The 24,578-nt window shown below is 66.7% G+C and carries 26 protein-coding genes; 17 read left to right on the top strand and 9 right to left on the bottom strand.

Annotated elements, in window-relative coordinates; genetic code table 11:
- A partial coding sequence (locus tag NCCP691_RS03540; RefSeq protein ID WP_220807176.1) for an integrase core domain-containing protein occupies nt 1–132 on the top strand: 132 nt, incomplete at its 5' end.
- Here the strand turns inward: NCCP691_RS03540 and gatB are convergent.
- The 4 genes from gatB to gatC are packed head-to-tail and all read right to left on the bottom strand — an operon-like array spanning nt 129 to nt 3,879.
- The gene (gene gatB / locus NCCP691_RS03545; protein WP_220806878.1) at nt 129–1,589 is read right to left on the bottom strand and encodes an Asp-tRNA(Asn)/Glu-tRNA(Gln) amidotransferase subunit GatB; all 1,461 of its coding nucleotides are present in this window, start codon (nt 1,587–1,589) and stop codon (nt 129–131) included. The two genes, NCCP691_RS03540 and gatB, sit on opposite strands and share 4 nt — an antisense overlap.
- An 11-nt stretch (nt 1,590–1,600) precedes the next feature.
- Nucleotides 1,601–2,080 (bottom strand): hypothetical protein, encoded by a 480-nt coding sequence (locus NCCP691_RS03550; RefSeq protein ID WP_220806879.1) that lies wholly within the window; start codon nt 2,078–2,080, stop codon nt 1,601–1,603.
- Between the two features lie 2 nt (nt 2,081–2,082).
- Complete coding sequence (gene gatA, locus NCCP691_RS03555; protein ID WP_220806880.1) at nt 2,083–3,543, bottom strand: Asp-tRNA(Asn)/Glu-tRNA(Gln) amidotransferase subunit GatA; 1,461 nt, start codon at nt 3,541–3,543, stop codon at nt 2,083–2,085.
- Between the two features lie 33 nt (nt 3,544–3,576).
- Nucleotides 3,577–3,879 (bottom strand): Asp-tRNA(Asn)/Glu-tRNA(Gln) amidotransferase subunit GatC, encoded by a 303-nt coding sequence (gene gatC, locus NCCP691_RS03560; protein ID WP_220806881.1) that lies wholly within the window; start codon nt 3,877–3,879, stop codon nt 3,577–3,579.
- Between the two features lie 284 nt (nt 3,880–4,163).
- On the opposite strand from gatC, the gene NCCP691_RS03565 reads away from it, so the two are divergent.
- The 6 genes from NCCP691_RS03565 to NCCP691_RS03590 all read left to right on the top strand — a co-directional run bounded on the left by NCCP691_RS03565 (nt 4,164) and on the right by NCCP691_RS03590 (nt 11,631).
- Nucleotides 4,164–5,207 (top strand): rod shape-determining protein, encoded by a 1,044-nt coding sequence (locus NCCP691_RS03565; RefSeq protein WP_040041654.1) that lies wholly within the window; start codon nt 4,164–4,166, stop codon nt 5,205–5,207.
- Nucleotides 5,208–5,291: 84 nt separating this feature from the next.
- Entirely contained in the window at nt 5,292–6,521 is a 1,230-nt protein-coding gene (mreC, locus tag NCCP691_RS03570) for a rod shape-determining protein MreC (RefSeq protein WP_220806882.1), read from the top strand.
- Complete coding sequence (mreD, locus tag NCCP691_RS03575; protein WP_220806883.1) at nt 6,518–7,030, top strand: rod shape-determining protein MreD; 513 nt, start codon at nt 6,518–6,520, stop codon at nt 7,028–7,030. Before mreC ends, mreD begins: the two co-directional genes overlap by 4 nt.
- 80 nt (nt 7,031–7,110) lie before the next feature.
- Nucleotides 7,111–9,264 carry a penicillin-binding protein 2 gene (gene mrdA / locus NCCP691_RS03580; protein ID WP_220806884.1) on the top strand — a complete coding sequence of 718 codons (2,154 nt, stop codon included), beginning with the start codon at nt 7,111–7,113 and terminating at the stop codon, nt 9,262–9,264.
- A 14-nt stretch (nt 9,265–9,278) separates the two neighbouring features.
- Nucleotides 9,279–10,391 (top strand): rod shape-determining protein RodA, encoded by a 1,113-nt coding sequence (gene rodA / locus NCCP691_RS03585; RefSeq protein ID WP_220806885.1) that lies wholly within the window; start codon nt 9,279–9,281, stop codon nt 10,389–10,391.
- 181 nt (nt 10,392–10,572) lie between these two features.
- Nucleotides 10,573–11,631: a septal ring lytic transglycosylase RlpA family protein gene (locus NCCP691_RS03590; protein WP_220806886.1), complete on the top strand. Its 1,059-nt coding sequence runs from the start codon at nt 10,573–10,575 to the stop codon at nt 11,629–11,631.
- A 1-nt stretch (nt 11,632) separates the two neighbouring features.
- Here NCCP691_RS03590 and rsmI read toward each other — a convergent pair whose 3' ends face one another.
- A complete protein-coding gene (gene rsmI / locus NCCP691_RS03595) occupies nt 11,633–12,541 on the bottom strand; it encodes a 16S rRNA (cytidine(1402)-2'-O)-methyltransferase (protein ID WP_220806887.1) in 909 nt (302 codons plus the stop codon).
- A gap of 12 nt (nt 12,542–12,553) precedes the next feature.
- Between rsmI and NCCP691_RS03600 the strand changes: the two genes are divergently transcribed.
- The 8 genes from NCCP691_RS03600 to NCCP691_RS03635 all read left to right on the top strand — a co-directional run bounded on the left by NCCP691_RS03600 (nt 12,554) and on the right by NCCP691_RS03635 (nt 19,090).
- A complete protein-coding gene (locus NCCP691_RS03600; RefSeq protein WP_238482299.1) occupies nt 12,554–13,795 on the top strand; it encodes a penicillin-binding protein activator in 1,242 nt (413 codons plus the stop codon).
- A gap of 7 nt (nt 13,796–13,802) precedes the next feature.
- Entirely contained in the window at nt 13,803–14,177 is a 375-nt protein-coding gene (locus NCCP691_RS03605; RefSeq protein WP_220806888.1) for a YraN family protein, read from the top strand.
- 71 nt (nt 14,178–14,248) lie between these two features.
- Nucleotides 14,249–14,845, top strand: coding sequence for a phosphoheptose isomerase (locus tag NCCP691_RS03610; RefSeq protein ID WP_220806889.1), 597 nt, complete (start codon nt 14,249–14,251; stop codon nt 14,843–14,845).
- Complete coding sequence (locus tag NCCP691_RS03615) at nt 14,838–15,497, top strand: BON domain-containing protein (RefSeq protein WP_220806890.1); 660 nt, start codon at nt 14,838–14,840, stop codon at nt 15,495–15,497. The genes NCCP691_RS03610 and NCCP691_RS03615 overlap by 8 nt, the downstream gene beginning before the upstream one ends.
- Before the next feature lie 81 nt (nt 15,498–15,578).
- Entirely contained in the window at nt 15,579–16,169 is a 591-nt protein-coding gene (locus tag NCCP691_RS03620; RefSeq protein ID WP_220806891.1) for a LemA family protein, read from the top strand.
- Between the two features lie 7 nt (nt 16,170–16,176).
- Nucleotides 16,177–18,063 carry a M48 family metallopeptidase gene (locus NCCP691_RS03625; RefSeq protein ID WP_220806892.1) on the top strand — a complete coding sequence of 629 codons (1,887 nt, stop codon included), beginning with the start codon at nt 16,177–16,179 and terminating at the stop codon, nt 18,061–18,063.
- Complete coding sequence (locus tag NCCP691_RS03630) at nt 18,063–18,494, top strand: DsrE family protein (RefSeq protein WP_220806893.1); 432 nt, start codon at nt 18,063–18,065, stop codon at nt 18,492–18,494. The genes NCCP691_RS03625 and NCCP691_RS03630 overlap by 1 nt, the downstream gene beginning before the upstream one ends.
- Before the next feature lie 71 nt (nt 18,495–18,565).
- On the top strand, nt 18,566–19,090 hold the full coding sequence (locus NCCP691_RS03635) for a TlpA family protein disulfide reductase (RefSeq protein WP_220806894.1): 525 nt from the start codon (nt 18,566–18,568) through the stop codon (nt 19,088–19,090).
- An 87-nt stretch (nt 19,091–19,177) separates the two neighbouring features.
- Here the strand turns inward: NCCP691_RS03635 and NCCP691_RS03640 are convergent, their stop codons facing one another.
- From NCCP691_RS03640 to NCCP691_RS03655, 4 genes are all read right to left on the bottom strand, one after another.
- Entirely contained in the window at nt 19,178–19,828 is a 651-nt protein-coding gene (locus NCCP691_RS03640) for a phosphatase PAP2 family protein (protein ID WP_220806895.1), read from the bottom strand.
- Between the two features lie 196 nt (nt 19,829–20,024).
- The gene (gene lipA, locus NCCP691_RS03645) at nt 20,025–21,011 is read right to left on the bottom strand and encodes a lipoyl synthase (protein WP_220806896.1); all 987 of its coding nucleotides are present in this window, start codon (nt 21,009–21,011) and stop codon (nt 20,025–20,027) included.
- A gap of 46 nt (nt 21,012–21,057) precedes the next feature.
- The gene (gene lipB / locus NCCP691_RS03650; RefSeq protein WP_220806897.1) at nt 21,058–21,696 is read right to left on the bottom strand and encodes a lipoyl(octanoyl) transferase LipB; all 639 of its coding nucleotides are present in this window, start codon (nt 21,694–21,696) and stop codon (nt 21,058–21,060) included.
- Between the two features lie 5 nt (nt 21,697–21,701).
- Nucleotides 21,702–22,544, bottom strand: coding sequence for a helix-turn-helix domain-containing protein (locus tag NCCP691_RS03655; protein ID WP_220806898.1), 843 nt, complete (start codon nt 22,542–22,544; stop codon nt 21,702–21,704).
- 264 nt (nt 22,545–22,808) lie between these two features.
- On the opposite strand from NCCP691_RS03655, the gene NCCP691_RS03660 reads away from it, so the two are divergent.
- Nucleotides 22,809–23,324: a hypothetical protein gene (locus NCCP691_RS03660; protein WP_220806899.1), complete on the top strand. Its 516-nt coding sequence runs from the start codon at nt 22,809–22,811 to the stop codon at nt 23,322–23,324.
- 51 nt (nt 23,325–23,375) lie between these two features.
- Nucleotides 23,376–24,518, top strand: coding sequence for a branched-chain amino acid ABC transporter substrate-binding protein (locus NCCP691_RS03665; RefSeq protein WP_220806900.1), 1,143 nt, complete (start codon nt 23,376–23,378; stop codon nt 24,516–24,518).
- Nucleotides 24,519–24,578: the final 60 nt, after the last annotated feature.

The following is a 24,578-nucleotide window of genomic DNA, read 5'->3' on the forward strand; positions in this document are numbered from 1 at the left end:
GAGCGCGCCGAAATGCTCCATCAGTGGAACCACCACTACAACTGGCACCGCCCGCACCAAGGTATCGGCGGCAAAGCACCAATGTCCAGACTCTCAACCAACCGAAATAACCTCTTGCAACTTCACACCTAGCCCGCCAGCTTCTTCTTGAGCAGCTCGGTCAGCTGGGCCGGGTTGGCCTTGCCGCGCGTGGCTTTCATTGCCTGGCCGATGATGGCGTTGAAGGCCTTTTCCTTGCCGGCGCGGTACTCCTCGACCGATTTGGCGTTGGCCGCCAGCACTTCATCGACGATCTTTTCCAGCGCGCCGCTGTCGGAAATCTGCTTGAGTCCCTTGGACTCGATGATTTCGTCGGCCAGCGCCGGGCTGTCGGACTTCGCTTCCCACATCGCGCCGAAGACTTCCTTGGCGATCTTGTTGGAGATGGTGCCGTCGGCGATGCGCTGCAGCAGCAGGGCGAGCTGTTCGGCCTTCACCGGCGCCTCGGCGATGTCGACGCCCTCGCGGTTGAGGGTGGAGGAAACATCGCCCATCAGCCAGTTGGCGGCGGGCTTGGCCTGCTCGCGGCCGGCCTTCGCCACCACGGCCTCGAAGTAGCCGGCCATCGCCTTGGACTGGGTCAGCACCGCGGCATCGTATTCGGGCAGGCCATAGTCGCCGACGAAGCGCTCGCGCATCGCGCCCGGCAGTTCCGGCATCGCGGCCTTCACCCTTTCCACCCACTCCGGCGCGATCACCAGCGGCGGCAGGTCGGGGTCGGGGAAATAGCGGTAGTCCTGCGCGTCTTCCTTGCTGCGCATGGAGCGGGTTTCCTTGCGGTCCGGGTCGTACAGCCGGGTTTCCTGCACCACGGTGCCGCCATCCTCGATCAGTTCGATCTGTCGGCGCACTTCGTAGTTGATCGCCTCTTCCAGGAAGCGGAAGGAGTTGAGGTTCTTGATCTCGCAGCGGGTGCCGAATTCCTTCTGCCCGAGCGGGCGCACCGAGACGTTGGCGTCGCAGCGGAAGGAGCCTTCCTGCATGTTGCCGTCGCAGATGCCGAGCCACACCACCAGCGAATGCAGGGCCTTGGCATAGGCGACCGCCTCGGCGGCGCTGCGCATGTCGGGTTCGGTGACGATCTCCAGCAGCGGCGTGCCGGCGCGGTTGAGGTCGATGCCGGTCATGCCGTGGTAGTCCTCGTGCAGCGACTTGCCGGCGTCTTCCTCCAGGTGCGCGCGGGTCAGCTGCACGCTGCGCACTTCGGCCTTGCCGTTCTGCTCGAGGATGAAGGACACGCGGCCGCCCTGCACCACCGGGATCTCGTACTGGCTGATCTGATAACCCTTGGGCAGGTCGGGATAGAAGTAATTCTTGCGGGCGAAGATGGACTTCGGCGCCACCGTGGCGCCGATCGCGAGGCCGAACTGGATCGCCTTTTCCACCGCGCCCTTGTTCATCACCGGCAGCACGCCGGGCAGGGCGAGATCGACCGGGCTGGCCTGGGTGTTGGGGGCGGCGCCGAAGCGGGTCGAACTGCCGCTGAAGATTTTCGATTCCGTCGAGAGCTGCGCATGCGTCTCGAGGCCGATCACGATTTCCCACTGCATAGTTTCCTCACTCATTCTTCATGACGGCACTTGCCGGTCTTCAGGTCGACCGACAGTTCCGTGAAATTCGGGCGCGATCCGCACAGCGCGGGGCAGGTCGGCTTCACCTGCAGGCTGTCGCCCTCGCGCACCAGGCGGATCGTGCAATTCATGCGGCGATCGAAGGTGTAGCCGCGCGCGTCGCGCGCCGCCCTTGCATCCCTGAGCGCGACCCGCCAGGTGGCCCGCGCGCCGTCCTCGCTCACCTCCGCGCTCAGGCCGTCGCTGTCGTCGATGCTGCAGTCGAAGCCGTGGGTGCTGCGGTGCAGCGCCGACTCCCAGCTGAAGGCTTCGATCCGGTCGCCCTTGAGCCGCATCGTCGCGACGTCGGTGTAGACGACTTTTTCACCATCCTCGTTGCGCTCGCTGCTGCAGGCGAAGCGGGCGTCCAGCGCCTGTCCCGCCGCCGCGCCGCAGGCGAGAGCAAGCAGTGCGGGCAGCAGGCGGCGCATGATCAGACTCCCTGCGGCACGCGCCGGTGCCAGTCGGTGGCCAGCTGGAACTGGTGCGCGATATTGAGCAGCTTCGCTTCGCTGAAGGTATTGCCGATCAGCTGCAGGCCGACCGGACGGCGCCCGTTCTTGTCGCCCTGGCCGAAGCCGCAGGGGATGGACATGCCGGGCAGGCCCGCGAGGCTGGTGGACAGCGTGTAGATGTCGGCCAGATAGTTGGCGACCGGGTCGTCCGCTTTGGCGCCGAGGTCCCAGGCCACGGTCGGTGACACGGGCCCCATGATCACGTCGCACTGGGTGAACGCGTTCTGGAAATCCTCGGCGATCAGGCGGCGCAGCTTCTGTGCCTGCAGGTAGTACGCGTCGTAATAGCCGTGCGACAGCACATAGGCGCCGACCAGGATGCGGCGCTTGACCTCGTCGCCGAAACCCTCGGAGCGGGTCTTGCGGTACATGTCGGCGAGGTCCTTGTAGTCGCTCGCGCGATGTCCGTAGCGCACGCCGTCGAAGCGGCTCAGGTTGGACGAGGCCTCGGCCGGCGCGATCACGTAATACACCGGGATCGACAGCTCGGTCTTGGGCAGCGAGATGTCGACCAGCGTCGCGCCCAGCTTTTCATACTCGGCGAGCGCCGCGCGCACCGCCTGCTCGACGTCGGCCGCGAGACCCTTGCCGAAATATTCACGCGGGATGCCGATGCGCAGGCCCTGCAGGCTGTTGCCGAGTTCGCGGGTGAAGTCTTCCGCCGGACGGTCGAGGCTGGTCGAGTCGCGTTCGTCGTGTCCCGCCATCGCATTGAGCAGCAGCGCGCAGTCCTCCGCGGTCTGCGCCATCGGACCGCCCTGGTCGAGCGAGGATGCAAAAGCGATCATGCCGAAGCGCGACACACGGCCATAGGTCGGCTTGATGCCGGTGACGCCGCACAGCGATGCCGGCTGGCGGATCGAGCCGCCGGTGTCGGTGGCGGTGGCCGCCGGCGCCAGGCGCGCGGCGATCGCGACGGCCGAGCCGCCGGAGGAGCCGCCCGGGATCGCTGTCCTGTCCCACGGGTTCTTCACCGGGCCGAAGAACGAGTTCTCGTTCGAGGAGCCCATGGCGAATTCATCACAATTCAATTTTCCGAGCGTGACCGTGCCCGCCTTGTGGAACTGATCCACCACCGCCGCATCGAAGGGGCTTGTGTAGCTTGAGAGCATCTTCGAGCCGGCGGTGGAACGCCAGCCGCGCGTGACGAAAATGTCCTTGTGCGCGATCGGAATGCCGGTCAGCGGCGTGGTGTCCCCGGAAGCGATGCGGGCGTCGGCCGCAGCGGCCTGCTGCAGCGTGAGCTGCTCGTCCACGTGGATGAAGGCATTCAGGTCGCTGCTCCCGATACGGTCGAGATACAGGCGGGCCAGTTCGGTCGCCGAGATCTGCCTTGCCTGCAGCAGCGCGGAAAGTTCTTTGATGGTCTTGGTATGCATGGGAAGGACTGGCGGCGCGAGGCGCCGGCCGTGTTATTCGATGACTTTCGGGACCAGGTAGAGGCCGTCCTGCACCGCAGGCGCCACTTGCTGGTATTCGTCGCGGCGGTCGGCCTCCGTGACGCGGTCCTCGCGCAGCGGCAGGGCGATGTTGTCCTGGTAGGCGGCGATCGGGTGGCTCAGGGGTTCGACGCCGGTGGTGTCGACGGCGCGCATCTGCTCCACCAGGGCGAAGATGCCGTTGAGCTTGTCGAGCGTCTTGCCCGCCTGTTCATCGTTGAGGTCCAGCTGCGCGAGGCGCGCGAGACGTTTGACATCGGTTAGGTCGAGTGACATGTCGGGGTGCCGGAGAGTGATCGTTGGGGGATCGTTGGAGTTCGTTGCAATCGGAAATATTCAGGAAGTCAAAGGCTGTTTTTGTTCTGGCAAAAGCTTGTCAAAAATGGCGTTGCAACAGGGGTTTCGCCGTGATTTTTGGAGTTTCCCTCGACTAATTTCACGTGAATTATAAGGTAGAATGACGGGCTTATCGCCGCCCCGCGCCAGCGCGGCAGAAGCGGCCCAGCCCGGGTTTTACCCACCATTGTTTAGCGCGCCTGTGATGCGCATCGGGACAATACATGTTTGGATTCTTACGCAGTTATTTTTCTAACGACCTGGCCATCGACCTGGGTACCGCGAACACGCTGATCTACGTACGCAACATGGGTATCGTGCTGGACGAGCCCTCGGTGGTGGCGATCCGCCAGCAGGGCGGCCCGAACGGCAAGAAGACCATTCAGGCGGTCGGCAAGGAAGCCAAGCAGATGCTGGGCAAGGTGCCCGGCAACATCGAGGCGATCCGCCCGATGAAGGACGGCGTGATCGCCGACTTCACCGTCACCGAGCAGATGCTCAAGCAGTTCATCCGCATGGTGCACGACTCCAAGCTGTTCAAGCCGTCCCCGCGCATCATCATCTGCGTGCCCTGCGGCTCGACCCAGGTCGAGCGCCGCGCGATCCGCGAATCCGCGCTCGGCGCCGGCGCCTCCCAGGTCTACCTGATCGAGGAGCCGATGGCCGCGGCGATCGGCGCCGGCCTGCCGGTGTCGGACGCGACCGGTTCGATGGTGGTCGACATCGGCGGCGGCACCACCGAGGTCGGCATCATCTCCCTCGGCGGCATGGTCTACAAGGGCTCGGTGCGCGTCGGCGGCGACAAGTTCGACGAAGCCATCGTCAACTACATCCGCCGCAACTACGGCATGCTGATCGGCGAGCAGACCGCCGAGCTGATCAAGAAGGAAATCGGTTCCGCCTTCCCGGGCTCCGAAGTCAAGGAGATGGAAGTCAAGGGCCGCAACCTGTCCGAAGGCATCCCGCGCTCGTTCACCATCTCCAGCAATGAAATCCTGGAAGCGCTGACCGACCCGCTCAACAACATCGTCTCCGCCGTCAAGAACGCGCTCGAGCAGACCCCGCCGGAACTCGGCGCCGACATCGCCGAGAAGGGCATGATGCTCACCGGCGGCGGCGCGCTGCTGCGCGACCTCGACCGCCTGCTGATGGAAGAGACCGGCCTGCCGGTGATCGTCGCCGAGGATCCGCTGACCTGCGTGGTGCGCGGCTCCGGCATGGCGCTCGAACGCATGGACAAGCTCGGTTCGATCTTCTCCTACGAGTAAGCCCTGCATCACGCGCATCCCGCCGCAGCGGGATGCGCCGGCGGACTCACACTGCACCGCACCTACCGCACTCGCTAGCCTCTGATGGATTACAGTCCACCGCCACTCTTCAAGCAAGGCGCCTCCGCCCGCGCCAAAGTGGTGATCTTCTCCCTGATAGCCCTGACCCTGCTGATCGCCGATGCGCGCCTGCGCTCGCTGGGGGCGATCCGCCAGGTCGTCGGCACCGCCCTCTACCCGTTGCAGGTGGTGGCGCTGCTGCCGCGCGACGGCGCCATGCTGGTCGCCGGCTATTTCTCGACCCTGTCGGCGGTGCAGCGCGAAAACCAGCGGCTCAAGCAGGAGCAGGTGGCCAACGCGCAGACGCTGCAGCAGATCCAGCAGCTGTCCGCCGAGAACGCGCAGCTGCGCAGGCTGCTCGATGCGAATGAGCGCCTGCCGGTGAAGTCGGTGATGAGCGAGATCCTGTACGACGCCCGCGACGCCTTCACCCGCAAGATCATCCTCGACCGCGGCAGCCGCAACGGCGTGCGCCCCGGCCAGCCGGTGATCGACGACCTCGGCGTGGTGGGCCAGGTCACCCGCGTCTACCCGTTCACATCGGAAGTCACGCTGCTGACCGACAAGGACCAGGCCATTCCGGTGCAGGTGGTGCGCTCCGGGCTGCGCAGCATCGCCTATGGCCAGGGCCATGCCGGCACGCTCGATCTGCGCTTCATGCCGGTCAACGCCGACGTGCGCAATGGCGACATTCTGGTGACCTCCGGCCTCGACGGCGTCTATCCGCCAGGCCTTGCGGTGGCCAAGGTGGCACAGGTCGAGAGCAAGTCGTCCGACGCATTCGCCCGTATCGTGCTGCAGCCGCTGGCCGGCATCGACCGCAATCGCCAGCTGCTGATCCTGCTCACCGAGGACAACTTCCCGCCGCGTCCGTCGGCGGACGATGCGGCGGCTCCCGCGCACAAGAAGCCCGCGGCCGAAGCCGCCAGGGATGGCAAGCAGGCGGCTCCGGCGGCAGCGGCCGCCAGCACGCCGCAGGCGCAGGCGCAGGCGGCGGCACCCGCCGCGCAACCCGCGGCCCAGCCCGCCGCCGCCAGCCCGGGACCGGCAAAACCCGCTTCACCCGCTGGCGCCGGGGCTGCCTCGCCGCCCGCCGTGACGCCGAAGGCACCGGCGCAGCCCGCGCCGGCCGCGGCCGCGCCCGCGGCACCCGCATCCAGACCCGCTACGGCCGCCGTAGCGCCTGCCGCGCCGACGCCTGCGCCGCCTGCCGCCGCGCCGGCACCGGCATCACCCGCACAGCCGAAGCCATGAACCGACCGCACTACATCCTGCTGCCCGCCAATCCGCTGTTCATCGCGGCGAGCATCGTCGTGGCCTTCCTGCTGAACATCCTGCCCTGGGGGCAGGCGGTCGGCGTGCCGGATTTCGTCGCCCTGGTGCTGGTGTTCTGGAGCATTCACCAGCCGCGCCGCGTCGGCATCGGCATCGCCTTCACCATGGGGCTGCTGATGGACGTGCACGACGCCAGCCTGCTCGGCGAAAACGCGCTGTCGTACACGCTGCTGTCGTATTTCGCGATCATGATTCACCGTCGCGTGCTGTGGTTCAAGGTCTGGACCCAGGCCGCCCACGTGCTGCCGCTGCTGTTGCTGATGCAGGCGGTGCAGCTGGTGATCAGGATGCTGGTGAGCGGCCGCTTCCCGGGCTGGAGCGTATTCCTCGAGAGCGTGGTGGCCTCGCTGCTGTGGCCTCTCGTGACGGCGATCCTGCTGGCGCCCCAGCGGCGCGCGGTCGACCGCGACGACACGCGACCCATTTGAGCGCGCCCCGACGGGCGCCTGTTGATCAGGACGTAGCACCCTAGCGCACGGCCTCCGGCCGTCAAGTCAAAAAGTCAGGTATGACCGAATTCAAGAACACGGAACGCGAACTGCATTTCTTCCGCATGCGGCTGTCGGTGGCGGCCGTGTTCGTGCTGATCTGCTTCGGCCTGCTGGTCTCGCGCTTCGTCTGGCTGCAGGTACTGCGCCACGACCATTACCAGGCCCAGGCCGAGGACAACCGCATCTCCATCGTGCCGGTGGTGCCCAACCGCGGCCTGATCCTGGACCGCAACGGCGTGGTCCTGGCGCGCAACTTCTCCGCCTATACCCTGGAAATCACGCCGTCCAAGATCCAGCAGCCGCTGGACAAGCTGATCGACGAACTGTCGACGCTGGTCGACATCCAGCCCAAGGACCGCCGCCGCTTCCGCCGCCTGCAGGAAGAGGCCAAGAACTTCGAGAGCCTGCCGATCCGCACCCGCCTGAGCGACGAGGAAGTCGCGCGCTTCACCGCGCAGCGCTACCGCTTCCCCGGTGTCGAAATCCAGGCCCGCCTGTTCCGCCAGTACCCGCAGGGCAAGGTCGCTTCGCACGTGATCGGCTACATCGGCCGCATCAACCAGCGCGAGGCCGCCCGCATCGAGGAGAGCGAGGACGCGGCCAACTACGCGGGCACCAACCATATCGGCAAGGAAGGCCTGGAAAAGCGCTACGAGCGCGAGCTGCACGGCACCACCGGCTACGAGGAAGTGGAAGTCTCCGCCGGCGGACGCGCGGTGCGCACGCTGTCGCGCACGCCGGCCACCCCCGGCCACAACCTGATCCTGTCCATCGACGTCGAACTGCAGAAGATCGTCGAGGAAGCCTTCGGCGACCGCCGCGGCGCGCTGGTGGCGATCGAGCCGGCGACCGGCGACGTGCTGGCCTATGTGTCCATGCCGACCTTCGACCCCAACCTGTTCGTCGACGGCATCGATCCGCAGAGCTGGAATGAACTCAACAACTCGCCCGACCGGCCGCTGCTGAACCGGCCGCTGATCGGCACCTATCCGCCCGGCTCCACCTACAAGCCCTTCATGGCGCTGGCCGCGCTCGAGCTCGGCAAGCGCACGCCGAACCAGGCGATTTCCGACCCCGGCTATTTCTGGTTCGGCAATCACAAGTTCCGCGACGACAAGGAGGGCGGGCATGGCATGGTCGACATGTACAAGTCGGTCGTGCATTCCTGCGACACCTACTACTACATCCTGGCCAATGAACTCGGCGTCGATACCATCCACGACTTCATGAAGCCTTTCGGCTTCGGCCAGCTCACCGGCATCGACCTCGAGCATGAAAAGCGCGGCATCCTGCCCTCCACCGAATGGAAGCGCAATGCCTACCGCCGCCCCGAGCAAAAGAAATGGTATGCGGGCGAGACCATCTCGATCGGCATCGGCCAGGGCTACAACTCGTTCACCATCCTGCAGCTCGCGCACGCCACCGCCAACCTCGTGAACAACGGCGTGGTGATGAAGCCGCACCTGGCCAAGATCATCGAGAACGGCGCCACCAAGGAGCGCACGCTGACCGTGCCCAAGGAAAGCTACCGCATCCCGCTCAAGCAGCAGAACATCGACTACATCAAGCACACGATGGAAGGCGTGGTGAAGGAAGGCACGGGCGCGCGCGCGTTCGCCAACGCCGGCTACCAGTCGGCGGGCAAGACCGGCACCGCGCAGGTGATCGCGATCAAGAAGAACGAGAAATACGACGCCAGCAAGATCGCCGAGATTCACCGCGACCACGCGCTCTATACCGCCTTCGCCCCGGTCGACAATCCGCGCATCGTGCTCGCGCTGATCGTCGAGAACGGCGGCTTCGGCGCGCAGGCCGCGGCGCCGATCGCGCGCAAGGCGATCGACTACTGGCTGCTCGGCAAGCGTCCCGAGGACAAGGCCGCGCCGCCAGCGGGCAAGCAGGCACCGGCGCTGCCGCCTGAGGCCGCTGCGGCCGGCAGCACCACGGTCAAGCCCGTGGCGCTGCAGACCCCCCAGCAGGTGCCGCAACAGGCGCCACAACAGGCGCCGGCGCAAGCGGCACCGCAGAGCGGGCAACCGCCGGTGCAGCAGCAGACACCGCAGACGCAGCAGGCACCCCGGGCGCAGGCGCCGCAGAAACCGCAGCCGCAACCCCAGCAGGCGCCCCGGCAGCAGCCGACTGCGGCGCAACCGCCCCAGCAGAGAGACTGACGACGATGCACAGCATGCACATTCCCGAGCGCCGGCATCCCTGGCAAGTCATCAAGCCGTATCTGAACGTGTTCGACGGGCCGCTGATGCTGATCCTGTTCCTGCTGCTGTCGGTCAGCAGCATGGCGATGTACTCGGCCGGCTATGACCACGGCAGCCGTTTCGACGACCACCTGCGCAACATCATGATTTCCTTCGTGGTGATGTGGATGGCGGCGCTGATGCCGCCGCAGATGCTGATGCGTCTGGCGGTGCCGCTGTACACCATCGGCGTCGGGCTGCTGATCGCGGTCGCGATGTTCGGCATCGTCAAGAAGGGCGCGCGCCGCTGGATCGACGTCGGCGTGGTGATCCAGCCCTCCGAGCTGCTCAAGATCGCGGTGCCGCTGATGCTTGCCTGGTTCTTCCAGAAGCGCGAGGGTACGCTGCGCTGGCAGGATTTCGCCGGCGCCGCCATCCTGCTGGTGATCCCGGTCGCGCTGATCGCCAAGCAGCCCGACCTTGGCACCTCGCTGCTGGTGCTCGCGTCCGGCTTCTATGTGATCTTTCTGGCCGGCCTGTCGTGGAAGGTGCTGCTCGGCCTGTTCCTGACCGGCATGGCGAGCCTGCCGATCGTCTGGTCGGTGCTGCACGACTACCAGCGGCAGCGGGTGCTGACCCTGATCGACCCGACCACCGACCCGCTCGGCAAGGGCTTCCACATCATCCAGTCGATGATCGCGATCGGCTCGGGCGGCGTGAGCGGCAAGGGCTGGTTCAAGGGCACGCAGGCGCACCTCGAATTCATCCCGGAGCGCACCACCGACTTCCTGTTCGCGGTGTATTCGGAGGAATTCGGCCTGATCGGCAACCTGGCGCTGCTGTTCATCTACCTGCTGCTGATCGGCCGCGGCCTGCTCATCGCGGCCAACGCGCCGACCGTCTTCACGCGTCTGCTCGCGGGCGCGCTGACGATGATTCTGTTCACCTATGCCTTCGTCAACATGGGCATGGTGAGCGGCATCCTGCCCGTGGTCGGCGTGCCGCTGCCCTTCATGAGCTACGGCGGCACCGCGTTCGTGACGCTCGGCCTCGGCGTCGGCATGCTGATGAGCATCCAGCGGCATCGCAAGCTGGTCCAGACCTGAACCATCCCCGGCCCTCGCCGGGGGCATCCTGTCGGTCCGGTAACAATTCTGTTGTTGCGGCAAAACTCTTGCCAAGGCACACTTTCCTCCTTCGCCGTCCGGCCCTCACGCCGGGCGGCCTTCGCGGCAGCGAGCCCTCGCGCCGCTCCTTGCCCAGAACCCGCACGGAGGAAACCACAGGATGCGCATTCGCTTCCAGGCCTGTCATCGCCATCTGAACACGTCCCTGCTGCTGCTGCCGCTCATCCTGGCCGGCTGCAGCAGCGTCCCGCTGAACGAGCCCGCGCCCGTCGCCACCGCGCCGGCCGTCGGCAAGAAGCCGTCCAATCTTCCCGCGCTGCCGCCCGCCGGTTCGGGACGCGGCGGCTACTACAAGGACGACGGCCCGGGCGACAATCCGCCCGACGGCCTGCTCGACACGCCCGACGCCGAGCCGCGGGTCGAGCCGCCGCTGGCGCGCGCCAACCGGCCCTATGTCGTGTTCGGCAAGACCTACACGCCGATGCCCGACGGTCGCCCGTACAAGCAGCGCGGCATCGGCAGCTGGTACGGCAAGAAATTCCATGGACAGAAAACCTCTTCCGGCGAGCTCTACGACATGTACAAGATGACGGCCGCGCATCCGACGCTGCCGATTCCCTCTTATGTGCGCGTGACCCATCTCGTCAACGGCAAGCAGGTCATCGTGCGCGTGAATGACCGCGGACCCTTCCATTCCGGCCGCATCATCGACCTGTCCTACACCGCGGCGCTCAAGCTCGGCTATCTCGGCAAGGGCAGCGGCGAACTCGAGGTCGAGCTGCTGCTGCCGGATGAAATCGCCCGCATCAACGCCGGCCGGACCCAGCTCGCCTCCCGGGCGGAGGCGCCGCAGCAGGCGGAGGTGATGGCGGTCTCGCTGGCCGGCGCCGATGCCGGCATCGAGACCCGGCCGCTGCCGCCGCCGGAAATCCTGCCCGCCGTGGTCCAGCAGTCGGCGCCGGCGGTCGTGCCGATGCCGGCGGGCGCCGCGGGCTACTATGTGCAGCTGGGCGCCTTCTCGCGCCAGGCGAATGCCGAGGCCGAGCGCGGCCGGCTGCAGCAGAACCAGGCGGCCGGCCCGCAAGCGATCGAGGTGGTGCAGGCCGGCGGACTGTACCGGCTGCACAGCGGTCCCTTCGCCTCGCGCGAGGAAGCCGCCGCCGCGGCCACGCGCCTGCAGTCGGCGAGCGGCGCCCGGCCGGTGATCGTGCAGCGCTGAGTCAGTCGCCCGACTTCATCTTCAGCGCCTGTTCATACAGGGCGTTCTTCTTCAGCCCGGTGATGCGGGCGGCCAGCGAGGCCGCCTGCTTCACGCTGCATTCCTCCAGCAGGATCGCGAGCAGCCGTCGTGCTTCCTGATCGTCGTCGCCATCGGCAGCCGATGCGCCTTCCACCAGCAGCACATATTCGCCCTTCTCGCGCTTGGCGTCCGCGGCCAGCCAGGCCGGCGCCTCGGCCAGGGAGCAGCGGTGAATCTCTTCGAACAGCTTGCTCAGTTCGCGTGCGAACACCACCTGCCTCTCGCCGCCGAGCACCGACAGCAGTGCCTGCGCGGTGTCGACGATGCGATGCGGCGCCTCGTACAGGACCAGCGTCGCTTCCACGTCCGCCAGCTTGCGCAGGGCATCCTCGCGCTGCTTCGCCTTCGACGGCAGGAAGCCGGCAAACAGGAAGCGGTCCTGCACCAGCCCGCTCGCCGACAGGGCCGCCACCGCCGCCGACGGCCCCGGCAGCGGCATCACCTGCAGGCCGGCCGCGCGTACCGCATCCACGATGCGCGCCCCCGGGTCCGATACCGCCGGCGTGCCCGCGTCCGACACCAGCGCGATACGCTGACCCGCCCGCAGACGCTCGACGATGCGCTGCGCCGCTTCGCGCTCATTGTGTTCGTGCGCGGCCAGCAGTTCCTTCGACAGGCCGTAGCGCGACAACAGCTGCCCGGTGTTGCGCGTGTCTTCGCAGGCCACCGCATCGGCGATCGCGAGCGCATTGATGGCTCGCAATGTGATATCCCCCGCGTTTCCGATGGGGGTGGCCACCACATATAATGTCGCGGTTGGCCATGCCTGCTGCGACACTTCCTGCATCAGGGCGGCAACAGAGGGAGTGGCGGAATGGGAAGCTGTCATAAGGAGAGGGCGATGGTGAGCCGGATGGCGAATGCGGTGCTGCTGGTCTGCGTGCTGAGCGGATTGTGCCTGCCCGTGCAGGCAAATACAACCGCGAAGGCCGCGACAGCCGTGACGGGCCCGGGCGCCTCTGCCGCCGTTCATCCGCCGCAGCTGCTGGCCCAGACCGATCTCGCGCTGCCACCCGTTCCGGTGCCGCTGACCGACCAGCCGATGGTGCGCATCGCGCTCCTGCTGCCGACCCAGTCCGAAGCGCTGCGTACCGCCGCCGAGATGGTGCGCGCGGGATTCCAGGCCGGTTTCGAGCGCGACCCGCACGGCGTGGATGTGCAGCTGGTCGAGACCGGCGATGCGCCCCAGGATGTGCTGACCGGCTTCAACGCGGCCAGCATCGAACACGACATCGTGGTGGGCCCCCTGTCGCGCACCGGCGTGACCGCGGTGGCGCAGAGCGCCAGCCTGCAGCGGCCCACCATCGCGCTCAACACGCCGGACGCCAACGCCAGCGGCGACGTGCCGCTCGCGCTGCCGGCGCAGATGCTGCCGATCGGACTGTCGGTCGAGGACGAGGCCAGGCAGGTGGCCGGCTGGGCCGCAAGCCAGCATCCGCGCGCCCGCGCCCTCATCGTATTCACCGGGACCGCGTGGCAGCGCCGCGCCGCCCGCGCATTCGAACAGCAGTGGCAGCAGCTCGGCCGCGAAAGCGAGCCGGTGGAGCTGCAGTCCAGCGACGGCTTCGTCAATGCGCGCGCGCTGTTGCAGATGAAGCCGCAGCTGGAGCAGCAGCCCGAAGTCCCGGTGCTGATCTTCGCCGCGCTCGACGCCCGCCAGGCGCGCCAGGTCCGCGCGCTGATGGGGCCGGAGCTGCCGCTGTACGGCACCTCGCAGCTCAATTCCTCGCCGCCGCCGCAACTGCAGGCCGCGACGCCGGGCATGCCGGACATGGACGGCGTGCGCCTGGTCGAAATCCCCTGGCTGCTGCAACCGGATCATCCCGCGGTGATGGCTTATCCCGTCTTGCCGCCGCTGCCGAACGCGCTGCGCAGCGCCGACCTTGAGCGGCTGTACGCGCTCGGCATCGACGCCTATCGCGTGGCGCACGAGATCGCGATGCAGCGCCGCAGCTTCGAACTCGACGGCGTCACCGGCAAGCTCGCGGTCAGTCTCGATGCCGCCGGCGCCCGCTTTTCGCGCAGCGCCGATCGGGCGGTGTATCGCAACGGCGCGGTCGTGCCCCTGCCGAACGGGCGTTGAGAAGGGCATGGGCCTGCTGGCGCGGCTGAAGGGCGTCCGCACCGCGCGCCAGCAGGCCGGCGACGCGGCCGAGGACAGGGCGCTGCATTACCTGGCGGCGCAGGGCATGCGACTGGTCGAACGCAATTTCCGCTGCAGGGGCGGCGAGATCGACCTGATCATGCAGTCCGGCGAAACCCTGATCTTCGTCGAAGTCCGCCAGCGCACCGGCGACAGCCATGGCGACGCCGCCGCCAGCATCACCCCGCGCAAGCAGGCACGCATACTGCTCGCCGCCCAGATCTTCCTGCAGCGCTACCGCGAGCCGCCGCCCTGCCGCATCGACGTGATCAGCATCGACGGCGCAAGGCTGCAGTGGCTGCGCAACGCTATCCAGGCCTGATTGCAATTGCTCAACACGCGGGAAATCCGCGCCAGACCGAGTCCTGCTCCTGCTCTATAATTCCACGCATCATGACGAACCAACGCATCCAGGCGCACTTCCAGGAAAGTGCCGACCTCAAGACGCGGTCCGCGGCCCTGCTGGCGGAACCGATTTCCGAAGCCGTGCAACTTATGTTCTCGGCATTGTCTAATGGCAACAAGATCCTTGCGTGCGGCAACGGCGGCTCGGCCGCCGACTGCCAGCATTTCGCTGCCGAACTGGTCGGACGCTTCGAGCGCGAGCGCCTGCCGCTGCCCGCGCTGGCGCTGACGACCGACACCTCGATCCTGACCGCGGTCGGCAACGACTACGCGTTCAACGACATCTTCAGCAAGCAGGTGCAGGCCTTCGGTCAGGCCGGCGACATCCTGCTGGCGCTGTCCACCTCGGGCAACTCCGCCAACGTGGTGGCGGCGGTGGAAGCGGCGCTCGAGCGCGACATGCGCGTGGTGGCGCTGACCGGCAAGGGCGGCGGCGCGATCGCCAGGATGCTGACCGACGCCGACGTGCACATCTGCGTGCCGCACGACCGCACGGCGCGGATACAGGAAGTGCATTTGTTGACGATTCACTGTTTGTGCGACGGCATCGACGTCGCCTTGTTTGGGGAGGATATGCATGAATAAACGTTTCACCCGCGCCGCGGCCAGGGCCGTGCTGTGCGGCGCCCTCGTCGCCAGCCTTGCCGGCTGCGTCGAGATGGCCGTCGGCACCGCCGTGCTCGGCACGCTCGCGGCCACCGATCGCCGCACCTTCGGCGCACAGACCGAGGACAAGGCCATCGTGTTCAAGGGCGAAACCCGGATTCCGAACATCGTCGGCAACGCCGGCCATGTCAACGTCACCGCCTTCAACCGCAAGGTGCTGCTGACCGGCGAAGTGCGCGACGAGCAGATGAAAGCCGCGGTCGAGCGCGAGGTGGCGGCGATCGAGGGCGTGCAGTCCGTCGTCAACGATCTCGCCGTCATGCTGCCGTCGAGCTTCGCATCGCGCTCTAACGACACGCTCATCACCGGCAAGGTCAAGGCGAGCTTCGTCGACGCCAAGGACCTGTACGCCAACGCCATCAAGGTGGTGACCGAGCGCGGCGAGGTTTACCTTATGGGACGCGTGACCGAGCGCGAAGGCCAGCGCGCGGCCGACCTGGTGCGCACCATCGGCGGCGTCACCAAGGTGGTCAAGGTGTTCGAGTACATCAGCGAGGACGACCTGCGCCAGCTCACCCGCACGTCGGATACCGCCCAGAGCGGCCAGACCCAGAGCGGCCAGGCCCGCTAGACAGGACGGAATATTTCCCCCGGGATGCTATAGTAGGCCGCGGACCGCAAGGATCCGCGGCCTTTTTCCTTGGAGGGAGTCATGACCTCAGCCATCGTCGCAGCCGTCATCGCGCTGCTCATCCTGTTCTGGGCCGTCGGCGCCTACAACCGTCTGGTCAGCCTGCGCAATCAGTTCAAGAATGCCTTCGCCCAGATCGACGTGCAGCTCAAGCGGCGCTACGACCTGATACCCAATCTGGTGGAGACCGCGCGCGGATACATGAAGCATGAGCGCGACACGCTGGAGGCGGTCATCAATGCGCGCAACCAGGCCGTCAGCGCCAGCACGAGAGCGGCCGCCGCGCCCGGCGACGCCGACGCGGTGCGCCAGCTGGCGGCAGCGGACGGCATGCTCAGCGCCTCGCTCGGCAAGATGTTCGCGTTGTCCGAATCCTATCCCGATCTCAAGGCCAACCAGAACATGATGCAGCTCACCGAAGAGCTGACCAGCACCGAAAACCGCATCGCCTTCGCCCGCCAGGCCTACAACGACGGCGTGATGGAGTACAACAACTCGCGCGAGCAGTTCCCCGGCTCCATCATCGCGGGCATGTTCGCCTTCACCCCTGCGCAACTGCTGGAAGCGACCGAATCGCCCGAAGAGCGCAAGCCGGTCAAGGTTTCTTTCTGACACCGCGATGAATTTCTTCGCGCAGCAGGAGCATGCGCGGCGGCAGACGCGCAAGCTGGTGGTGCTGTTTGCGCTCGCGGTGCTGGCCATCGTCGCCGCGGTCAACGCGGTGGTCGCGCTGGCATGGAGCTGGACGCAGACCGGCGCCGTGTTCGGCATCCGCGACTGGCCGCGCGGCTTCTTCGCCACCAACACCGGCGTGACCCTGGCGCTGATCGGCGTCGGCACGCTGATCGAAATGCTGAACCTGCGCGACGGCGGCGACGCGGTGGCGAAGATGGCCGGCGGCCGGCAGGTGCCGCCATCCTCCACCGACCTGCTGGAGCGGCGACTGCTCAACGTGGTGGAAGAAATGGCGATCGCCTCCGGCATCGCGGTGCCCCGCGTCTATCTGCTCGACCGCGAAACCGCGATCAATGCCTTCGCCGCCGGCTACAACCCCGACGAAGCGGTGGTCGCGGTCACCCGCGGCGCGCTCACCCGGCTTACCCGCGACGAGCTGCAGGGCGTGATCGGCCACGAGTTCAGCCACATCCTCAACGGCGACATGCGGCTCAACATCCGCCTGATCGGCCTGCTCGCGGGGCTGCAGATGATCGCCGGTTTCGGCCGCCATCTGATCGACTTCGGCTCCCACAGCTGGAGCGGGCGCGAGGAGCGCCGCAAGCAGGGCTCGCTGCGCGTCGTGCTGGTGCTGACCGGTTTCGGCATGCTTGTGGTCGGCTACATCGGCGTCTTCTTCGGAAGGGTGATCAAGGCCGCGGTATCGCGCCAGCGCGAATTCCTCGCCGATGCGAGCGCGGTGCAGTTCACCCGCAACGCGGACGGACTCGGCAACGCCCTGCGCAAGATCGCCGGTCTCTCGCGCAGCATCCAGCCCGGCTCGCGCATCGAGCATCCGAGCGCGGAACAGTTGTCGCATCTGTTCCTCGGCGCGGCGAGCGGGTCGCTCGCCGCCGGCTGGCTGGCCACCCATCCGCCGGTCGAGGAGCGGCTGCGCCGCATCTATGGCCGCAGCATGACGCCGCTCGACGCCGCCGAGATGCCGGCGCCCGCGGCGCGGCAAGAGACGCTGCCCGACATTCCCTATGAGGCGACCGGCTTCGCGGCGGCGTCGGTCATGGAACGGCCTCGCCTCGGCGATCCGGCGGTGCTGCCCGCGGATGTCGATGCCGCGCTGCGTCAGCCGCAGTCGGCCTGCGATATCGTGCATGCGCTGCTGCTGGAGCAGGGCGCCGCGCGCGCCGCGCAGCTCGCGACGCTGTCGCCGGCACGGGCACGCATGGCGGAATACCTGGCGGACAAGATCGCCGGCCTGCCGCAGAGCGCGCGCCTGCCGCTGCTCGATCTCGCGATGCCGGCGCTCAGGGAGCTCGATGCCGCCCGGCGGGCGCAGCTGCTCGCCTCGGTGGCCGGTCTCATTGCCGCCGACCGCCGCGTCACCCTCGTGGAATTCGTGATCCAGACCGTGCTCGCGCGCCGCCTGTCGCCACGCGCCGCCCGTCCGGTGCCGGTGCGCCATCACGATCTGTCCGGGATCCGGGACGCGTGCCGCGTGCTGCTGTCGATGGTCGTGCACCTCGCGTCCGCGGGCGGCGATGCCGGCGCGCGTTTCGCCGCCGGCGCAGCGCGCCTGCCCCAGGCTGGGCTATCATCCGAACTCGCGCTGCCGGTCGCGGAACTCGGTTTTCCGAGAGTCAATGAAGCGCTTGAGCAGGTGCACCGTCTCGCGCCGCTGGCCAAGCCCTTGCTGATCAAGGCATTGCTCGCGGCGGCCGGCGAGCCCTTGCCCCCGCAGGCCGCGGATCTGCTGCGCGCGATATGCGCCGCGATCGAGGCTCCGGTGCCCGAGGCGGTCTCCGCGAGCTATCCCCGTTTTCACTGGAAATCCTGATGAGAAGACAATTCCTCAAACTTGCCGCCGGCCTGCTGGCGGCCCTGGCGCTGCCGACGGCGGCGACGGCCGAAGAGCCGATGAAGGTGGTCTACCACCTGACCGAGGGCATCGACCAGGCCGCGCGCGCGATGGGCAACATCCGCAACCATCTCCGCGCCGAGCCCGATACCAGGATCGTGGTCGTCACCAACGGAGACGGCATCCGTTTCCTGCTCAAGGGTGCGCGCGAGCGCAACGGCCGGCCCTTCGACGCGGCCGTCGCCGCGCTGGCCGAGCAGGGCGTGGAATTCCGCGTATGCAAGAACACGCTGACCGCGCATGACGTGCCGCTCGACCAGCTGCTGCCGCAGGCCAGGCTGGTGACGTCCGGCGTGGTGGAAGCGGCGCGCCTGCAGACGCGCGAAGGCTACGCCTACCTGCGTCCCTGAAGCGCCGGGCGGCGCGGAGAACTATAATCGCGCTATCCGCACCTTCCCGCACCTTCTTACGCCGCCCCGTCATGGAAGCAGAAATCGCCAGTTCCCGTACCCGCAACCTGGTCAAGATCGCCATTGCGCTCATCGTCGCCGCGCTCGCCGTCGTCGGCTATCTGTCGCTGTCCACGTCCAAGCCCGCGCCCGAGGTCACCTTCAGCAGCATCACCGGCGAGAAGCTGCCGATGCAGAGCCTGCGCGGCAAGGTGGTGATGGTCAATTTCTGGGCGACCAGCTGCACCACCTGCATCAAGGAGATGCCGGCGATGGTCGAGACCTACAACAAGTACAAGGACCGCGGGCTGGATTTCGTCGCGGTGGCCATGAGCTACGATCCGCCCAACTATGTGCTCAACTATGCGCAGACCCGGCAGCTGCCGTTCAGGGTCGCGCTCGACACGCAGGGCGAGGTGGCGAAGTCCTTCGGCGACGTGCAGCTGACACCGACCACGTTCGTCATCGACAAGGATGGGCAGATCATCAAGCGCTATGTGGGTGAGCCGGATTTCGCGGCGCTGCATCAGTTGCTGGAGAAGGCGCTGGCGGCCTGAAAACGGCAGGGCAGGCGTTGCTGCCTGCTTCCGGCGCCGGTCCGGAGCAAGGCCTGTACCGCGGCATTCTCGGGCCGGCCCCGCCGTCTACTGAATACTCGTCCCGTCCTTCGCTGACGGACCCCGCCCCTCGCGCCATGCCCCCCGCGACACAGGCTGTTCGTGACCGGTGATGAGCAGGGTGACCTTGGTCAGCCATTGCTGGGTGGGCGCCGGATACACATAGGGCGCATGCAGCAGGGCGAGCAAGGAGAGCGACAGCCGCAGCGGGGTGAAGACGTGGCGGCGCAGCGTGCAGCTGGCGATCCAGAGGAAGCCGACGCTGACCGAGGCGCCGAGCAGGAAGCCGAGCGCGATTTCGGATACCGAATGCGCATGCAGCGCGACCCGCGAGACGCCGACCAGCATGCCCCCCGCGAGGCCGGCCAGTGCGCCGAGCGCCCGCAGGCTGCGCGGCGCCCGCTCCAGCATCAGGTAGAACAGTACCGGCAATACCGCCGTCGCCCGCATCGCGTGCCCGGAGAATCCGGCGAAGTCGATCGCGCGTATGCCGATGCCCCAGCCGATGAAGGCGATCTTGGTGGCGACCACGATCGCCATGCCGAACGAGAACAGCAGGCTCCACCAGAAGGCGAGACGCTGCTCGCCCTCGGCCAGCAGCCAGGCGGCGATGGCGAGTGCGGCGAAGGCGGTGATCGTGAGATCGCCGAAATGGGTGATTTCAGTCCAGGTGATCATGTCTGCAGGTAAGGCAGGGCAGGTCAGGTGAAGTTCGTTCCGCTTTGTAACCGGATTTGATGGGGGCGACAAATCTCAAGCGCCCGCTGCTGCGGCGCAGCATACAACCCCGGATTGTGCGCCCGGCGCGGGCTTCACCCCTTTAACTTCGTCAAACCCGCCGGCTGCCGTTGCGGACAGCCGACACAGCCGACAATCAGACGACGCCGGCGTTGTGCGCCTGCAGATCGGCGTGGTACGAACTGCGCACCATGGCGCCCACCGCCGCATGCACGAAGCCCATCTTGTAGGCCTCGTCCTCGAACATCCTGAACGTGTCCGGATGCACATAGCGGCGCACCGGCAGGTGGTCGCCGGAGGGCATCAGGTACTGGCCGATGGTGAGCATGGTGACGCCGTGCTCGCGCAGGTCGCGCATCACCTGCAGGATTTCATCGTCGGTCTCGCCGAGGCCGACCATCAAGCCGGACTTGGTCGGCACTTCCGGATGCAGGTCCTTGAAGCGCTTGAGCAGGCTCAGCGAATACTGGTAGTCCGAGCCGGGGCGGGCCTCCTTGTACAGGCGCGGCACGGTTTCCAGGTTGTGGTTCATGACGTCGGGCGGCGCGGCCTTGAGGATTTCCAGCGCGCGGTCCATGCGGCCGCGGAAGTCCGGTGTGAGGATTTCGATGCGGGTATTGGGCGACAGCTCGCGCACGCGTCGGATGCAGTCGGTGAAATGTCCGGCGCCGCCGTCACGCAGGTCGTCGCGGTCGACCGAGGTGATCACCACGTACGACAGGCGCAGCGCGGCGATGGTCTTCGCGAGGTTTTCCGGCTCGCTGGGATCGAGCGGATCGGGACGGCCGTGGCCGACGTCGCAGAACGGGCAGCGGCGGGTGCACTTGTCGCCCATGATCATGAAGGTCGCGGTGCCCTTGCCGAAGCATTCGCCGATGTTGGGGCAGCTCGCTTCTTCGCATACCGTCACCAGCTTGTTCTGGCGCAGGATGTCCTTGATTTCATAGAAGCGGGTGGTCGGCGACGCCGCCTTCACGCGGATCCAGTCCGGCTTGGCCAGGCGCTCGGCCGGCACGATCTTGATCGGGATGCGCGCGGTCTTGCCGGCGCCCTTCTGCTTCTCGCTGGGATTGTAGGCGGCCGGTTCGGCGGCGGCGGCAAGGGGGGCTTTGTCGGTGGTCATCTCGGTTCCTTCGTCCGCCGCTTCGGCGCAACGACAAGCGTGTCTCTCACGCTGTTAACAAATCGATCAGCTTGCGGCTCAATGCCCGCTGGACGTCGCCCAACGGGGCAGTGACGCCGACGGTTTTCATGTCCACCGTCTGCAGGCCGGCATAGCCGCAGGGATTGATCCATGAGAAAGGCGCGAGGTCCATGTCCACGTTCAGCGACACGCCGTGATAGGTGCAGCCGTTACCGCGGACCTTGAGCCCGAGCGCGGCGATCTTCGCGCCCTGGAAGCTGCCGTCGGCCATATAGATGCCCGGCGCGCCGGCCTTGCGTTCACCCGCGAGATTATACGCCTGCAGGGTCTCGATCACCGCCTGCTCGATCTTGTGCACGAATTCCCGCGCGAACAGCCGCGCCCCCGGTCGCCGGCGCAGATCCATCAGCAGGTAGACCACCACCTGGCCCGGCCCGTGGTAGGTGACTTCGCCGCCGCGGTCGGTCTGCACCACGTCGATGCCGTGGGCGTCGAGCACATGGCTGCGGTCGGCGCCGAGCCCGAGCGTGAACACCGGCGGATGCTCGACGATCCACAGCTGGTCGGCGGTGTCCGGCCCGCGCGCATCGGTGTAGGCGCGCATGGCGTCGAAGGTGGCCTGGTACGGCTCGCGGCCGCGCTCGATCAGTTCCGGTGTCTGCATGAAGGCTATAGCGGGATGGTGTAGAAGTGGTGCTGGTCCTTGTGCGGCGAATTGTCGATGACCTTCAGTATGGATGCGTCGATATCGCCGTCCTGCGGATCGAACAGCCCGCAGCGCCGCATCGCGCGGCGGCGGTCGATGTCCTTGCCGAGGAATTCGAATACTACCCGGGCGCAGGCGATCGCGCGCTGATTGCTCGACGAGACGCCGAGCATGAGTCCCGACAGCCGCGCCACCTTGTTCTTGTAGGTCGGGAACAGGATGGTCTGCGCGATCTCGTTGCCGGTCAGGGATTCATAGTCGACCAGGAAGATGCGGTCGTTGAGATAGAAGGCGCCGCCGAGGTATTTGCAGCGGTAGGTCTCGTCGAGATTGGCATGCCGCGGAAACCGCTCGAGCCGCTCGTGGTAGACCGCGCCGTCGTGGCTGAAGATGTGCACCAGGCCGCGCAGCACCTTTCCGGGCGAACTCATCGAATGGTAGTACTCGTAGTAATAGCCGAGATACTTGTCGAACTTGCCGGTGCTCTGGTGCTGCAGCCGGGCGATGTGCTCGGCATGGACGGCGCGCTCCATGCGCTGGCGCGGCCGCACCTGGACCACCTGCCGGAAGTGCTCGCGCGGCAGGAAAATCTCGGCCGCCTCCACCCCGAAGAAATCGCAGATGCGTTCCAGGGTATGGGTCGAGGGCTTGCTCGAGCCGTTCAGGTAGCGGTTGAACTGGGCGCGGTTGATGTTGAGCTTGCGGCAGACGTCCGCCACCGAGCGGTAGTAGCTGCACAGCATGCGCAGGTTTTCGCAGAATTCGCGCTGGGCCGCCTGCGCGCCGCGAACATGGGTGTCCGGCATGCCTTTCCTTTCTGTCTGGAATCGAGTTGATGCTGGTTGGCGCGAGTTTAGCATCAACCAGCATCAACTGGCGTCAGGTAGCGAAATGGCGCTCCTGCAGGATTGCTCCTAAAGTTGCGATCCAGTTGTGGCAGCTCTTTCAACAAAAGAGTCATACGGGGTCATCATTAAAAAAAAGCCACGACGGGCAATACCCGCAGCAGGGAAGGCCGGCCACAAACCGGACCGTTTCCGCCGCGGCGTAACCTCACAAAGGAGACATGGATGACACACGATTACCTGCTCGGGAATGCGGTCCTGCACGCCCGTTTCATCGCCACCACGCAGATTCTCGCCAAGATGGTCTCGCGCGCGCCGCGGGCGCTCAGCATTTCCCAGCTCGAAGACGAAACCGGCCGCCCCGCGCGCGAACTCGGCAAGCTTTGCCATGCGCTCGGCCGCGCCGGGGTGCTGTGCCGGGACGGGGAGTGCCTCGATCGCTGGCGCCTCGCCGGCGAGCCGAGCGAAGTGACGCTGGAAGACGTGTTCCGCTGCATCGTCGAGCAGCAGACGCCGGCCCGCCCGGGCAAGCCCGAGGCGGCGGCGAGCGAAGTGGACCTGCTGCTGATGCAGGCCATGATCGCGATCAACCAGAGCGTGTCAACACAACTGCGCCGTTTTTCGTTGGACCGGGTCCGGGCCAGCAGCAGCGCCCCGTTCCCCTTGCCGCGCCGCGCCGCCCTGGCGCGCGGCTTCGAGGACGAGGCTATACAGGATTCGCCCGTGCACGCGGCGGCATAGGCGAGCATTGCAGTACCTTCACTTCGTTCAAACCCTCAAGGAGAAAACAAGATGTTCAAGACAAAAATGATTCCGTTGGCGGGTGCGATTGCATTTGCCTTCGCAGGTGCTGCATCCGCGCAGGAAGAGGTCGTCCGCATCGGCCACGTCGGCCCGATCTCGGGCGCCATCGCTCACCTCGGCAAGGACAATGAAAACGGCGCCCGCATGGCGATCGACGAGCTCAACGCCAAGGGCGTGACCATCGGCGGCAAGAAGGTCAAGTTCGAACTGCTGGCCGAAGACGACGGCGCGGATCCGAAGCAGGGCACGGCCGCCGCGCAGAAGCTGGTCGACGCCAAGGTCCACGGCGTGATCGGCCACCTGAACTCCGGCACCACCATCCCGGCTTCCAAGATCTACCATGACGCCGGCATTCCGCAGATCTCCCCGTCCGCGACCAATCCGAAGTACACCCAGCAGGGCTTCAAGTCCGCCTTCCGCGTGGTGGCCAATGACGGCCAGCTCGGCGGCACCCTCGGCCGCTACGCAGCCGACCAGCTCAAGGCGAAGAAGGTCGCCGTCATCGACGACCGTACCGCCTACGGCCAGGGCGTGGCGCAGGAATTCATGAAGGGCGCCAAGGCCAAGGGCGTGGACATCGTCGCGCAGCAGTACACCAATGACAAGGCGACCGACTTCAACGCCATCCTGACCGCGATCAAGGCCAAGCAGCCCGACGTCGTGTTCTTCGGCGGCATGGATGCGGTGGCAGGCCCGATGCTGCGCCAGATGAAGGCGCTGGGCATCAACGCCAAGTTCATGGGCGGCGACGGCATCTGCACCGAGGCGCTGGCCAAGCTGGCGGGCGACGCGCTGGGCGACAACCAGGTCGTCTGCGCGGAAGCGGGCGGCGTGCAGGAAGCGCAGAAGAAGGGCATGGAAGACTTCCGCGCCAACTTCAAGAAGAAGTTCAACGCCGACGTCCAGATCTACGCACCGTACGTCTATGACGCCGTGATGGTCATGGCCACCGCGATGCAGAAGGCCAACTCGAGCGATCCGAAGAAGTACCTGCCCGAACTGGCGAAGATCAACTACCAGGGCGTGACCGGCAACATCGCCTTCGACAACAAGGGCGACATCAAGGAAGGCACGCTGACCCTGTACACCTACAAGGGCGGCAAGCGCGAGCAACTCGCCGTCGTGAAGTAAGCGACAGGCGGACCGACGGGGCCGGCGAAAACAGCCGGCCCTGTTTTTTTACATTCATCC

The organism is Noviherbaspirillum aridicola (assembly GCF_019656455.1).
Taxonomy (GTDB): domain Bacteria; phylum Pseudomonadota; class Gammaproteobacteria; order Burkholderiales; family Burkholderiaceae_D; genus Noviherbaspirillum; species Noviherbaspirillum aridicola.

Coding starts and splice junctions, on each gene's coding strand:
- gatB (WP_220806878.1), bottom strand. CDS start 1,589: ATGCAGTGGGAAATCGTGATCGGCCTCGAGACGCATGCGCAGCTCTCG.
- NCCP691_RS03550 (WP_220806879.1), bottom strand. CDS start 2,080: ATGCGCCGCCTGCTGCCCGCACTGCTTGCTCTCGCCTGCGGCGCGGCG.
- gatA (WP_220806880.1), bottom strand. CDS start 3,543: ATGCATACCAAGACCATCAAAGAACTTTCCGCGCTGCTGCAGGCAAGG.
- gatC (WP_220806881.1), bottom strand. CDS start 3,879: ATGTCACTCGACCTAACCGATGTCAAACGTCTCGCGCGCCTCGCGCAG.
- NCCP691_RS03565 (WP_040041654.1), top strand. CDS start 4,164: ATGTTTGGATTCTTACGCAGTTATTTTTCTAACGACCTGGCCATCGAC.
- mreC (WP_220806882.1), top strand. CDS start 5,292: ATGGATTACAGTCCACCGCCACTCTTCAAGCAAGGCGCCTCCGCCCGC.
- mreD (WP_220806883.1), top strand. CDS start 6,518: ATGAACCGACCGCACTACATCCTGCTGCCCGCCAATCCGCTGTTCATC.
- mrdA (WP_220806884.1), top strand. CDS start 7,111: ATGACCGAATTCAAGAACACGGAACGCGAACTGCATTTCTTCCGCATG.
- rodA (WP_220806885.1), top strand. CDS start 9,279: ATGCACATTCCCGAGCGCCGGCATCCCTGGCAAGTCATCAAGCCGTAT.
- NCCP691_RS03590 (WP_220806886.1), top strand. CDS start 10,573: ATGCGCATTCGCTTCCAGGCCTGTCATCGCCATCTGAACACGTCCCTG.
- rsmI (WP_220806887.1), bottom strand. CDS start 12,541: ATGACAGCTTCCCATTCCGCCACTCCCTCTGTTGCCGCCCTGATGCAG.
- NCCP691_RS03600 (WP_238482299.1), top strand. CDS start 12,554: ATGGTGAGCCGGATGGCGAATGCGGTGCTGCTGGTCTGCGTGCTGAGC.
- NCCP691_RS03605 (WP_220806888.1), top strand. CDS start 13,803: ATGGGCCTGCTGGCGCGGCTGAAGGGCGTCCGCACCGCGCGCCAGCAG.
- NCCP691_RS03610 (WP_220806889.1), top strand. CDS start 14,249: ATGACGAACCAACGCATCCAGGCGCACTTCCAGGAAAGTGCCGACCTC.
- NCCP691_RS03615 (WP_220806890.1), top strand. CDS start 14,838: ATGAATAAACGTTTCACCCGCGCCGCGGCCAGGGCCGTGCTGTGCGGC.
- NCCP691_RS03620 (WP_220806891.1), top strand. CDS start 15,579: ATGACCTCAGCCATCGTCGCAGCCGTCATCGCGCTGCTCATCCTGTTC.
- NCCP691_RS03625 (WP_220806892.1), top strand. CDS start 16,177: ATGAATTTCTTCGCGCAGCAGGAGCATGCGCGGCGGCAGACGCGCAAG.
- NCCP691_RS03630 (WP_220806893.1), top strand. CDS start 18,063: ATGAGAAGACAATTCCTCAAACTTGCCGCCGGCCTGCTGGCGGCCCTG.
- NCCP691_RS03635 (WP_220806894.1), top strand. CDS start 18,566: ATGGAAGCAGAAATCGCCAGTTCCCGTACCCGCAACCTGGTCAAGATC.
- NCCP691_RS03640 (WP_220806895.1), bottom strand. CDS start 19,828: ATGATCACCTGGACTGAAATCACCCATTTCGGCGATCTCACGATCACC.
- lipA (WP_220806896.1), bottom strand. CDS start 21,011: ATGACCACCGACAAAGCCCCCCTTGCCGCCGCCGCCGAACCGGCCGCC.
- lipB (WP_220806897.1), bottom strand. CDS start 21,696: ATGCAGACACCGGAACTGATCGAGCGCGGCCGCGAGCCGTACCAGGCC.
- NCCP691_RS03655 (WP_220806898.1), bottom strand. CDS start 22,544: ATGCCGGACACCCATGTTCGCGGCGCGCAGGCGGCCCAGCGCGAATTC.
- NCCP691_RS03660 (WP_220806899.1), top strand. CDS start 22,809: ATGACACACGATTACCTGCTCGGGAATGCGGTCCTGCACGCCCGTTTC.
- NCCP691_RS03665 (WP_220806900.1), top strand. CDS start 23,376: ATGTTCAAGACAAAAATGATTCCGTTGGCGGGTGCGATTGCATTTGCC.